15 protein-coding genes are annotated in these 12,391 nt (G+C 24.0%); 3 read left to right on the forward strand and 12 right to left on the reverse strand.

Annotation, left to right across the window (positions count from 1 at the left end):
• Nucleotides 1-286 precede the first annotated feature (286 nt).
• Nucleotides 287-748 (forward strand): BspA family leucine-rich repeat surface protein, encoded by a 462-nt coding sequence (locus tag AC6I4F_RS07385; RefSeq protein ID WP_497873409.1) that lies wholly within the window; start codon nucleotides 287-289, stop codon nucleotides 746-748.
• Here AC6I4F_RS07385 and AC6I4F_RS07390 read toward each other — a convergent pair.
• Entirely contained in the window at nucleotides 702-1,121 is a 420-nt protein-coding gene (locus AC6I4F_RS07390; protein WP_497873410.1) for a hypothetical protein, read from the reverse strand. The two genes, AC6I4F_RS07385 and AC6I4F_RS07390, sit on opposite strands and share 47 nt — an antisense overlap.
• Before the next feature lie 22 nt (nucleotides 1,122-1,143).
• On the opposite strand from AC6I4F_RS07390, the gene AC6I4F_RS07395 reads away from it, so the two are divergent.
• Both AC6I4F_RS07395 and AC6I4F_RS07400 read left to right on the forward strand, forming a co-directional pair.
• Nucleotides 1,144-1,374, forward strand: coding sequence for a hypothetical protein (locus tag AC6I4F_RS07395; RefSeq protein WP_497873411.1), 231 nt, complete (start codon nucleotides 1,144-1,146; stop codon nucleotides 1,372-1,374).
• The gene (locus AC6I4F_RS07400) at nucleotides 1,346-1,966 is read left to right on the forward strand and encodes an IS1595 family transposase (protein ID WP_497873412.1); all 621 of its coding nucleotides are present in this window, start codon (nucleotides 1,346-1,348) and stop codon (nucleotides 1,964-1,966) included. The genes AC6I4F_RS07395 and AC6I4F_RS07400 overlap by 29 nt, the downstream gene beginning before the upstream one ends.
• On the opposite strand, the gene AC6I4F_RS07405 is transcribed toward AC6I4F_RS07400, so the two are convergent.
• The 11 genes from AC6I4F_RS07405 to AC6I4F_RS07455 form a co-directional block, all read right to left on the reverse strand.
• Nucleotides 1,944-3,077, reverse strand: a complete 1,134-nt coding sequence (locus tag AC6I4F_RS07405; RefSeq protein WP_497873413.1) for an MATE family efflux transporter — start codon at nucleotides 3,075-3,077, stop codon at nucleotides 1,944-1,946. The genes AC6I4F_RS07400 and AC6I4F_RS07405 overlap by 23 nt on opposite strands.
• Nucleotides 3,078-3,151: 74 nt before the next feature.
• Nucleotides 3,152-5,557: a phenylalanine--tRNA ligase subunit beta gene (gene pheT / locus AC6I4F_RS07410; RefSeq protein ID WP_497873414.1), complete on the reverse strand. Its 2,406-nt coding sequence runs from the start codon at nucleotides 5,555-5,557 to the stop codon at nucleotides 3,152-3,154.
• A gap of 24 nt (nucleotides 5,558-5,581) precedes the next feature.
• Nucleotides 5,582-6,646: a phenylalanine--tRNA ligase subunit alpha gene (gene pheS, locus AC6I4F_RS07415; RefSeq protein ID WP_497873415.1), complete on the reverse strand. Its 1,065-nt coding sequence runs from the start codon at nucleotides 6,644-6,646 to the stop codon at nucleotides 5,582-5,584.
• 64 nt (nucleotides 6,647-6,710) lie between these two features.
• Nucleotides 6,711-7,502 carry a TrmH family RNA methyltransferase gene (locus tag AC6I4F_RS07420; RefSeq protein ID WP_497873416.1) on the reverse strand — a complete coding sequence of 264 codons (792 nt, stop codon included), beginning with the start codon at nucleotides 7,500-7,502 and terminating at the stop codon, nucleotides 6,711-6,713.
• Nucleotides 7,480-8,187, reverse strand: coding sequence for a M48 family metallopeptidase (locus AC6I4F_RS07425; protein ID WP_497873417.1), 708 nt, complete (start codon nucleotides 8,185-8,187; stop codon nucleotides 7,480-7,482). The genes AC6I4F_RS07420 and AC6I4F_RS07425 overlap by 23 nt, the downstream gene beginning before the upstream one ends.
• A 35-nt stretch (nucleotides 8,188-8,222) precedes the next feature.
• Nucleotides 8,223-8,726: a dUTP diphosphatase gene (locus tag AC6I4F_RS07430; RefSeq protein WP_497873418.1), complete on the reverse strand. Its 504-nt coding sequence runs from the start codon at nucleotides 8,724-8,726 to the stop codon at nucleotides 8,223-8,225.
• A gap of 31 nt (nucleotides 8,727-8,757) precedes the next feature.
• Nucleotides 8,758-9,618: a TMEM164 family acyltransferase gene (locus AC6I4F_RS07435; RefSeq protein WP_497873419.1), complete on the reverse strand. Its 861-nt coding sequence runs from the start codon at nucleotides 9,616-9,618 to the stop codon at nucleotides 8,758-8,760.
• A gap of 231 nt (nucleotides 9,619-9,849) precedes the next feature.
• The gene (gene rplT, locus AC6I4F_RS07440) at nucleotides 9,850-10,209 is read right to left on the reverse strand and encodes a 50S ribosomal protein L20 (protein WP_252320320.1); all 360 of its coding nucleotides are present in this window, start codon (nucleotides 10,207-10,209) and stop codon (nucleotides 9,850-9,852) included.
• A gap of 16 nt (nucleotides 10,210-10,225) precedes the next feature.
• Entirely contained in the window at nucleotides 10,226-10,414 is a 189-nt protein-coding gene (gene rpmI / locus AC6I4F_RS07445) for a 50S ribosomal protein L35 (RefSeq protein WP_342266291.1), read from the reverse strand.
• Between the two features lie 16 nt (nucleotides 10,415-10,430).
• Nucleotides 10,431-10,973, reverse strand: coding sequence for a translation initiation factor IF-3 (infC, locus tag AC6I4F_RS07450; RefSeq protein ID WP_497873420.1), 543 nt, complete (start codon nucleotides 10,971-10,973; stop codon nucleotides 10,431-10,433).
• 633 nt (nucleotides 10,974-11,606) lie between these two features.
• Entirely contained in the window at nucleotides 11,607-12,389 is a 783-nt protein-coding gene (locus tag AC6I4F_RS07455; RefSeq protein ID WP_497873421.1) for a hypothetical protein, read from the reverse strand.
• Between the last annotated feature and the right edge of the window lie 2 nt (nucleotides 12,390-12,391).

Raw genomic sequence — 12,391 nt, forward strand, 5'->3', positions numbered from 1 at the left:
TTAACTTCTTTCTAATAAATTCAATATAAAACTTGACTTTAAACGCAATAAACCTAATATATAATATTTTTTTTAAAAAAACAAATTGTATGCAAAAAATATATTATATAACTTTTTTATTACATTTAACCTTACTAATAACATAAAAAAATTTTCCTAATATTTATATATTTTTATTTTTATCATAAACTAAACACTTATTGCATTTATTTTTAAACGAGTTAAAATATAAATTAACTTCTTAAACTTAAGAATTTATTGGGGAAAAACAAAAAAGGAAATCTTGATGAAAATATTAATCAAAACATTAAGTGTTTTAACACTTGCAACAACCACAGGTAATTTAACTAGTTTCTTAAACACTATCAAACAAAATACTAATATTACACAAAATAAAATACAGCAAGATACAATTTATATTGACAAAACAGGAACAAAAGTAGAAACAAATAAAAAAGATTTATCAAATATAGATAGTAAAGAAATTATTCAAATCGGATTTTTTGAAAATGGAATTAGAGAAATTCAAGCTGTTAAAATGCCAAGAATAGTTGAAAAAGTACCAGATCAATTACCAACAAAAATTACTTCTTTAAGTAATATGTTTGCTGATAATCTAACATTTGATCAAAACATATCTTCTTGAAATATATCAAATATAGTAGATATGAGTTATATGTTTTTAAAAAGGGATTTTTATATTATCCATGCGGTTCAAATGTCGGATGAGGTACATTTTCTACTTTAGAATTAATAATATTTTTATTTCAAGGAATTATTTTATAAAATACATAAGCACAAATAAAATCAGCTGATTTACTTAAACACGAAATTATAATTACCATTTTAATACTTAAGTCAGTTCACTGCAATAAAGCAAAAGTAATAAAAATATTGATAAATCAAATTAAAAATAGATCAGCAATACTAATAATTAAAGTATAGCCGCCAACATAAAGAAAACTAAATAATGGTTGCATCATATTAATAAAAAAATAAGTTACTGCTGAAAAAGCCATATATCAAACTGCAAGTTTCATAGCATTATTAGATAAATTTGGAAATAATACTTTTGGAACTCAAAAAGCACTACCCAAAATAATTAAGGAAATTATCCCCACATGTACTAGTGTGGAGGAAAAAATGAATTGAAATGAATTCAATAGCATATTTCAAAATGAAAACGATTGTTTGAAATATATACCGAAGTTGAAAGTAATGAAATGTATCAGGTGTGCTTCTTCTAGTTTGAATGTTTCTGATTTGAGAAGAATAAGATGTTTGAAATGTCATCAAACATCTTATTATTCTTCATGACACCATTTTTCACAAGTCACAAACACCTTTGACATCTTGGTTTTATCTCATCTTTAGATGAATAAAAACAAAGCATGGTATACCATCAACAGATGTTGCAAGGGAATTGGGTGTGACATATAAAACAACTTGAAGAATGAGTCATGAAATCAGAACTATAATTTGGAATCAAGATGCAGGGTTCATTAATGATGGCACAGCACAGATGGATGAAATGTATATTTCACATGTAGGTTTTAAAAAACAAGGAAGATCCTTGCTGAATAAAACCTTGATTGTTGGAGTTTATGAGAAAACCAGCAACAAACTAATTGTGAAAGTATTGAAAAAAGCAGATGAGAAAAACCTTTTATGATTTGCATTGAAACACATTTCTACTGGTTGTTGTCTGTTTACGGATTCTTGGAAGGGATATGGAAGTTTCAAAAACTTCTATCACAAACATGAAATCGTAAATCATGAAGTTGGGTATGTGTCATCAACAGGTGTAAACACAAACCAGATTGAATCTGCATGAAAACACATCCGACGAACTTTCCGAACACACATAAAAGTTTTAAAACACAATATTCATTTATATGCAAAAGAAGCTGCATATAAATTCAATAAGATAGCTAGTTTTGAAACTATAATTTTGTGTTTGATTTAGATACATGTGGGGATAATTTCCTAGATAGGATTTTATCTCCATTTATGTGATAACATTTAAAAATAGTACATAAAGGGATAAAAGCCATAATTAAAGCAATAACAGTTGAAATAGCAAAACTCAATTTTAATATCTTCTTAGCATTTTCTTTAGCCAGTACTAGTTCTCCTGAACCTAACTTGCTACCAATAGCATATCCAACTAAAGCATTATATCCCCTAAAAGTAGAATAAAAAATAGCAACAACACTACCAACAATTTGCACAGCGGCAACAACTTCAGTATCACCAAAATGAGAATATAAAGCTGTTAACATTACTACTGAAAAACCAAATAATACTTGACTAGCAAATAAAGGAATAAAAGTAATAATATATTTTTTATGTAAATCTTTTGTAAATTTAAAAATATTTAAATTATGAGCATAAATTGGTTTTTTATAAATTAAATAACCTAACAATATAAAACATTCTACTGCTCTTGAAATAATTAAACTTATTGCTAATCCTTCAATACCTAATTGTGGTCCCCCACTATATGGTAATGATAAAATACAAACTAAAAATGTATTTAAGAGTAATGAACAAATAGAAGTTATCAATGGTGTTTTAACATTACCACATGTATTAATAGTAATTGACATAATAAAAGCAAAACCTAACAATGGGTAATTTCAAGGAATTAATTTACTATATTCTTCAGCAATACCAATAGCATTTTGTTGAGAATTATCTTCAGCACCAAGAATTACTCCCATAATTTGTTTACTAAATAATTCTAATATTACAACAAAAAATATTGAAAAAATTAAAGTATAAAATAATTTTATATTAGTAGTTTCTTGAATTTTCTTCTTATCTTTAATACCTAAATATTGAGCAGTAAAAATATTACCGGTAGCAACAATAGAAAAAAAGATATATCAAACCATATCATAAATATTACTTGACAATGCAACTCCGGCAATAGCATCATCATTTCCAAATTGACCAACCACAAAATTATTCATTAAGTTTATTAATGTTTCAATTAAAGATTGTGCACAAATTGGAATCATAAATAATAATGCCATTTTATAAAAACTTAAATTATCTTTGTTTAACATTTTCATATCATCTCACCCAATTTAAAATTTAATATAATAAAAAATATATTAATGTTATTATTTAATATTTTGTTATATTTTTAACGAATAATTGCTTGAAATTTTTTCTTTAATATTTCTTGAATATTACTTATTTGTCCACTTACTTTTGTTTCATCTAATTGTTCTTCTTGACTATTAAATTTCAAATTAAAAGTTAATGAGTGTTGATGTTGTGATTTTAATTTTTCATCATTATAAAAATCTACCAAAGATATTTGTTCTAAAAAATCAATATTTGCAAACATTATAGCATTTTTTACATCAGAAAATTGAATATCGCTATTAACAATAATTGATATATCACGACTTAAAACATTAAATTTTGATCAAATCTTAAATTTAGAAACTACTTTTTGTTGTTCTTCTATGATTTTAACTAACTTACTACAATTAATTTCTGCTAAGAATATTTTTTCAACATTCATTATTTTTTCAGTTTGTGGATGCAGTGCGCCAATAGTAGCAATATGTTCTTGCTCATAAAAAATATCTGCGCTTAAATACGGATGCATTAAAGAATTATTATTTTTTTTATAAACAATAGAGTTAAATAAATTTGGCATAACTTTTGCTAAAAAACCATCTAAAAAACCTTTAATAAAATAATACGTACTATTAGTAATTTTATTAGCATTAATTTTTGACCAAAAATTATCCATAATCATAAAAGCTAAATGATGATTATCATCAGTTTCATCACCTGTATAAATAGTTTGATCAGTAAAAATTTTTAATTGTGTTTCTTTACGTGCATAATTATATTGACAAATTCTTAATAAACTATCTGTCAAACTAAAACGCATAACTTCTCTTGTTAATGTCAACGGTGCTTCTAATTTTACAGGTATTTTATATTTAAAAAAATTAAAATCATTTAATCTCTGCATACTTGTTAAACTATATGTTTTTACTTGATTAAAACCATAACTTGTTAAATGTTGTCTTCATTTCATCATTAAATTTTCCAATGCTGTTGGTGACTTAAATGATACATTAAATTGTGGTTTAATAACTGGTAATTTATCATATCCAAATACTCTGGCAACTTCTTCACTAAAATCATTAGCGTTATTTAAATCACTACGATGATTAGGGACTGTTACTTTTAAAATTTCTTTATTTTTTGCATCAATTTCAATTTGACAACCAATAATAGTCAAATAATTAATTATTTCATTAACCTCAAATTTTGTACCTAAAATTTTATTAATAAAATTAAAATTAAAGTTAATCACTTTTGTTTTAACTTGATAAGGAACTTCATTACTAAAACCGGTAATTTCATATTTAACTTGCAATTGTCCTAAAATAAACAAATAACGTTGTAAAGCAATTAAATAATAGTCAGGAACAACTGGTCTTGTTAAACGTTCTAATAATGTATTAATAAGAGCACCATGTCGTTTTGTTTGTTTACTCATTAAGGTAACATCAGGATTAATTGAAAATATAAAAACTTCTTTGGAACTTGGTTTAACTTCATATTCAATATTATGACTAACTCCTAAAACACTAAAAGCCAAATATTTATCGTGTAATAAAATATCGCCCTCTTTAATTTGCAAATTACCTTCTGGGTATGATTTAGGTGAAATATTTAAAGATGGTTTTTTTAAAACATCAGCACTAAAAGTAATTAAGGGTTGACCCAATTCTAACATTACTAAATGAATAATATCTTCTGATAAAGTTTTGGGTACAATATTTGCAAGTTGTAGTGTTCTTCTAATTCAAATTGGTGTTATTACAGATTTATCATCAAATTCAATCTTTAATGTTGCTAAAGCTTGAATTTTACCATTAAGAACACTAACTTGACTTTTATTATCAAATTTTCCTATACTACTAACTTCCATGTTTTTTAAAGGAATTTTAAAATAACCGCTTAATTCTCTAGCAATACTATAAATACCCAAACAATCACTACGATTTACTGTTAAATCAACAAAAAAAATTGTATCATCTAAATTTAAATATTGTAACGGATTAATATTACCAATCATTGCATCATCTGGTAAATGAATAATACCACTTAATTCTTCTTTATTCTGAACAATACCCCTTAATCCTAATTCTGTTAATGAACAAAGCATTCCTGAAGAAACAACATCTTGAATTGTTCTTTCAAAAATAGTAAGACCATTACCTAAAACACTTCCTATCCTTGCTACAACAACTTTAATACCAATAACTACATTTGGTGCACCACAAACTATAGTTAACATTTCAGTACCTACTGTTACTTCACAAATATTTAATTTATTCGATTTAGGATGTTTGGTAATTTTAGTAATTTGACCAACAACTAAGTTTGTATTACTAAACATTAAATTTTTTACTTGATCAACCTCAAAACCTAAACTATTTAAAGCATCAACGATTTCATAATCTTTAATGCTATTAATATTCAATCACTGCGAAATGATTTTACGTGAAACTATCATTTTATTTTATACTCCTTTTAATTTTTAAAATTGTTTTAATAATCGAAAATCATTATTATAAAATAATCTGATATCGTCAATGCCATATTTAATCATAGTAATTCTTTCAATGCCTACACCAAAGGCAAAACCTGCTGTTGTTTCATCTAAACCAGCAGCAATAAAAACATTTGGATGAATCATACCAGCACCTAAAACTTCAATTCAACCAGTATACTTACATAATGAACAACCTTCTGTATTACATTTTGGGCAACTTACATCTACTTCAACTGAAGGCTCCGTAAATGGGAAATAACTAGGACGTAATCTTGTTTTAGTTTCCATACCAAAAAATTGCTGACAAAAATAATTTAATGTTCATTTTAAATTTGCAAAAGTAATGTTAGAACCAACTAAAAACCCATCAACTTGCATAAATTGATGAGAATGAGTAACATCATCATCATCTTTTCGATAAACATTTCCTAAACTAATAATAGCCGTGGTTTCTTTTGAATTTTTATCTTGCTCGCTAAGAATGCGTGCAGTCATATTTGTAGCATGTGTTCTTAATAATCAACGATTAAGTTTGTCATTATTATTTTCAAGATAAAAAGTATCTTGCATATCTCTTGCTGGATGATCAAATGGTAAATTTAAGCGATTAAAATTATATTCTTCATTTTCTACTTCATTACCACTAATGATTTGATAACCCAAATTTTTAAAAATTTCAGATATTTCGGTAACAGTTTTTAATAGAGGATTGATGTGACCAATATTAAAATCAATACCCGGTAGTGTTAAATCAATTTCTGAAGATTTAAGACGATCATTAATGTTATCTTTCTCAATTTCATTAAATTTTTTTATTATATATTCATTAATTTCTTTTTTTAATTTATTAGCTGCTTTACCGATTTCAATTCTAAAATTATGAGGAAACTTTTCTAAAGATTTTAATATATTATTAATATCCGAATTTTTACCTAAATATTGTGATTTTAAAACTTGCAATTTATGTAAATCAGCAACTTCATCAATATTATTAAATGCTTGCTGTCTAATCATTTCTAATCTTTTTTTTAAATCGTTAACCGCTAACATTCTATTCCTCCATTAATTTGTTAATATGTATAATTAAATTTTTATAATTCAAAATAAGTATAATTTATTTTAATATATTACTAGATATATTACTAGTAAATAAGCAATACGTTACTATTGCTACACTTGTTGCTAAATTTAATGATTCAACATTAAAAGAAGTTGGAATAAAAACATTACTATTAATTTTATCTTTATACTTTTTATTAATGCCTTGTCCTTCATTGCCAAATAAAAAAGCATTCTTTTGCTTAAAGGTAATTTCAGATAAATTAGTACTATTATCTTCATGTAGAAATGTACCATAAATAATATAATTTGCATTTTTTACTTTTAATAAAAATTGATCAAAATTTTCATAATACACATTAGTATAAAAAATAGCTCCTTGACTTGCACTAATTACTTTGTGATTATATAAATCAACACTTTCATTCGATAAATATACTTCAGAGATATTAAAAGCAGCAACACTGCGTAAAATATTTCCTAAATTACCTGGATCTTGAATTGTATCAATTAGAAGAATATGAAAAGAATAAAAATAATTTAAAGGTTTAACAATATTACAAACGCCAATTATTGGTTGTGGTGTTTTTTGTTGTGAAATTTTTTTAATAATCATACTATTTACAACAATAACTTCAATATTATTACAATCTTTTAATAAATTTGCATATTTTTCTAAATACTTCTCATCAACATATACTGCAAGTAATCTTTTTTTTAATAATGCAATACTAATTAAATGTTCTCCTTCAATTAAAAACATTTTTTTAACATTGCGATGTTTTCTTTCATGTAATAAAACTAATTTTTTAATTATTGGATTTTTAAGTGAGGTTATTTGTTTCATCCATAACTCCTTGTTTTAATATTTTTTGACAATCTTGAAAATCTGGACAATATTGAGCAACAAAATTTCAAAATGGTTTTTTATGATGATCATGAATTATATGCGTTAACTCATGAATTATAACATAATCAATTACAGCATAATCAAAATGAATTAATTTATAATTAAGTGTAATGATTTTAGTATTTGGTTGACAAACACCTCATTTATTTAACATCGAACGAATTTTTAGTACTGAAAACTCAATATTCATAATTTCTGATCAATATTGTAAACGAATCATAAAAATATTTTTTGACTCTTCTTTTAAAAATTTTTGAATTTTAATTAATATTTGCTTATCATCTTGAATATTTGTGCATACTACAAAATTATTAAATTCAAAATAAATAATGGTTTTTTTTGAATTATACTTAGTAATTAATTTATATTTTTTACTTAAAAAATAAAGATAACTGTCATTATTATTAATAACAATATTAGGTTTTAATATAGTTTTCTTTTTTAAAATTTTAGGTAAACTTTTTAAAATGAAATCTTCAATTAATTTTTCTTGCATAAAAAATGGAGCACTAATAATAATTTGATCGTTGCGCACTTTTAAATACATATGTTTTTGTTGTTTATATGTAATAATGTACTCTCATTTTGTATTATTATAATTGAAAATTTTAACATTAGTCATTTTAATCTCCTAAATAAAACTATCACTTATTTCCATTAATAATTTTGTGATTGTCGTAAATGATTTATTTCATTTTTATAAATATAACAAGAAATAATGTCTTCACTATTAAAGTTACATTTTTTACCAATTGTAAAATAAATATTTAATAATTCAAAAAAATCATTACTTGATTTTGATTTAAAAAAAGTTGTAACAAAAGCAAATAAATCAATGAATGCAAGATTAAGATCTTGATAATTTGTTTTTTCTGAAAAACTAAAATTTTTAAAATCAATATTAATGCTATTACCGATACTAAGAATAAAATGAAGACTATCAATATATTCTTCAAGCATTACTGATTTTTCACTACTTGGTTTTGAACTTCAATATTTAAAACATCTTTGTTCATTTGCAAATTCACCTAATTCAACTAAAAGTGCTAAAAATCTAGAATTTAATGTTTTAATATCGCTAACACCGCGATTAATAATTATTTTTTTATCTAACTCATTTTGAAGTTGGATAATTGTTGAAAATTGTTTTGAATTTAACATAATTAACTCACTTTCTTTTTTTAATTATTAATTAAGATTTCATTATTTTTTTATCTTTTAAATTTAATTTTTTATAAAATTTTGTAATTAATGATTTTTTATCTTTGTAAATAGGATTAATTTTTGTTCCTTTTTCTAAATAAAAAGGAGATAAAGTTTTTATAATAAAAATATATGTTAAAACTAGTAATGAAATACCAACAACAGACATAAATGTAAAACGTAAAATTGGTAACCACACTGAAGTGTCTAATACTTTTTTACCAAAACTTGCTGTATAACCGGCATTTCCAATAAATAAGTAATTAGTACCAAAAGAAGTATTAAAAATTAAAACACCACCACCAAATAAAGTTAAATATAATATACTTTTTTTGATATATATTTTGTCATATTCAATATGACCATATAAATATAAAAGTAAATAAGAAAAAAGAATAATAATATGAATAAAATAATAATTTCAATAAAGAAAATGCTGTGGACCAAAAACTCATTTTGTTTTATCTGGTAATAAAAATGCCAAAATAACAGGACCAATTAAAGGAAAAGTAATATTAAATAAACTTTTATTAGGAATAATTAATAATATACCACTAGTAATATTAAATACCGAACATAATTGAAAAGGAAAATAATCATACCATTGATAATTATCACCATTCAATCCATGAACAATATAAAAACTAATATATAAAAGTATTTGAAAAATACCTAAACTACATTTAAAACTATAGCACTTACTTAAATTAGCATAAAACCTTTTAAAAATAAATAAACTAATTATCAAGAATAATGATATAGATAAGCCAATTCAATAATACATACCAAATAAAGGATTAATAACTGCTTGTGGATTACCATCAAAAAATCCAAGAAAAACAAATTGCATAATGGCTCCCTCTTTTTTAAATTTCTTTCTTATTTTTATACTAAGAAGCGAATTTATTTTTAAATTTTACCATTAAATATATTATAAAACAAAGTTTGTAATAAAAAAATATTCTTTGAAATTTATATTAAATACATTTCCAAAACTTATCATAATTTTATAAATTAAAAACACTTATAATAAATTTAATTTATTTCAAGTGTTTTTAATTTATATAAAATTTGAAATTAATTATTTTGCTAAAGCAGATTTTGATGCCAAAACTAATTTCTCAAATTCTTCTGGTTGATTAATTGATAACTCAGACAATATTTTACGATTAAGATTAATATTAGCTTTATTTAAGCCATCAATAAAACGTGAATATGATAAATCATAATTACGAACAGCTGCATTAATTCTTTGAATTCATAACTTGCGAAACTCACGTTTACAATTTTTACGATCACGATAAGCATATGCTAATGAGTTCATTACTTGTTCATTTGCTGTACGATATAAACTATGTTTTGCTCCATAATATCCTTTTGCTGCTTTTAGTATTTTTTTACGACGATGATTAGTTGTATAACCGCCTTTAACTCTAGCCATTTATTTTGTCACCTTCCTAAATTAAATCTTTTAAACGCTTATAGTCAGAAGCAGATACTTCACTTCACCCACGTAATTGACGTTTTTGTTTTGTTGTTTTATTTTGAGCTAAGTGAGAAACAAAAGCACCACTACGAATTCATTTACCACTTCCTGTTACTTTAATTCTTTTTTTTAAAGCTTTTTTTGTTTTCATTTTTGGCATATTTTACCTCCTATTATTAATTTTCTTGATTTTTATTTTTTGGAAAAAGATAAATAGTTTGTATATTTTTTTGTTTTTTATCAAAGTTTTTATCATAAATACAAATATCTTCTAATTCTTTATAAAATTTTGTAATTACTTCAAATCCTGCTTCAGGATTATGTAATTGACGACCACGATATTTTAATGTAACTTTTAATTTGTTACCATTACTTAGAAATTTACGAGCCTTATTTGCCTTTGTTTTAATATCATTGTTATCAATAACAACACTTAGTCGAATTTCTTTTTCTTCAACAATTGTTAATTTTTGTGCTTTTTTAACTTCTTTTTCCTTTTTTTGTTGTTCAAAACGATATGTATCAAATTTAAACATTTTACAAACAGGTGGTTTAGCATTTGGTGATATACATAATAGGTCATATCCTAAATCTTCTGCTTTTTTTAAAGCATCATTTTTTTTCATTAAACCATAATTAGTACCATCATTACCAATTAATAAAAATTCATAAAAGGGAATATTACTATTTCATAAATTATCATTATTTTTAAAAGCCATACATACCTCCTTTAATTTGCATAAATAAAAGTGTGCTAAAAAGCACACTCACCACTACAAAACTTTATTTTAAAAATAAAAATTTAAAGCATTGAACCTATAACAACTTAGTTATCAGGTGAGAGTAAAAACTACTTTCTTTATGTCAAGTATTATTATATTAGATTTTTAATAAATTACAAGATTTTTTTTAATATGTTAGTACATAAAATTAAATAAAAATAAAAAAACTTACTATATAATTAGCAAGCAAGTCTTTTATTTTTATTTAATTTTAATACTAATTACTTATATATAACCTATATTTTATTAAAATTTTTAGTTGTATATAAGATTCCTTGCGATCCAGCAGCATAAATTGAATCATCTGGACCAACTGCTAAAGCAAAAATATGATCATCAGTATTTTTTATTCCAGATAATTCAGAACATAAATCTGTACCTTCTATTTTTTTATATACTTTATTGGAGTAAATACCAACAAATAAATTATTATCTCTATCAATGACTAAACGTTTAACCTCGTGGTTTGGATTTGTTTCTAAGATTACCTCATATATTACCTTCTTTATCTTATAAAGACGACCATTTCAAGAACCAGCAAAAACAGTATTATCCTTGTCAACTACTAAACTATCAATTTGATGTCCATCGTTTATTTGTTGAAATATTCCAAAAAGTTTGACTTATTTTATCAGTTTTATAAATTATTCCACGATTATCATCACCAGCATAAATTGAACCATCTGGACCAACCGCTAAACTTCTAATATGATCACCATTTGTTTCTTGCATTAAACTAGTGCTTCTATTTTTACTCATTTTGCATACACCACTATCACTACCAACATAAAAATTATCTTCATTATCAATTACTAAAGCTCTAACTGCCCAATAACCTTCTAATCCTGCCATCAAAATTAGTAATCCTGTTGGAGTAATCTTATAAACCTTATCTTCTTGCGCTCTAAAAATATTACCTTGTGAATCAACACCTAAAGCATAAATGTTTCCATTTGTTAATTTTTGAGAAACAAAATTAGTAATACTATAATACAAATTAACTGTTCCTATATAATCACCTTTACCAATAATTGTAGCAATACTAGTATCTTGTCTTTTAATATCAAAATCATTAACTATTAATGATTTAATTGCATGATTTGCTTCAATAATACATATTAGTAAACTCATTTTAGATGGTGCTAAATCCTTACCGCTATTAATAAGTCCTAAATTATTATTTACTATTATATCTGAGTTAATTGCACTATGTTTATTTTCTAAACCTTTTTTATTTTGCATATAATTAGTTGCAATATTAGTTTTTTCTTCAATTCTGTTTAATAAATTAGTTAAATTTCCTGTCGTTGTTGCAAGTGTTAAAACACTTAATGTTTTTATTATTTTTTTCATAA

It is taken from the genome of Spiroplasma ixodetis (assembly GCF_059729505.1).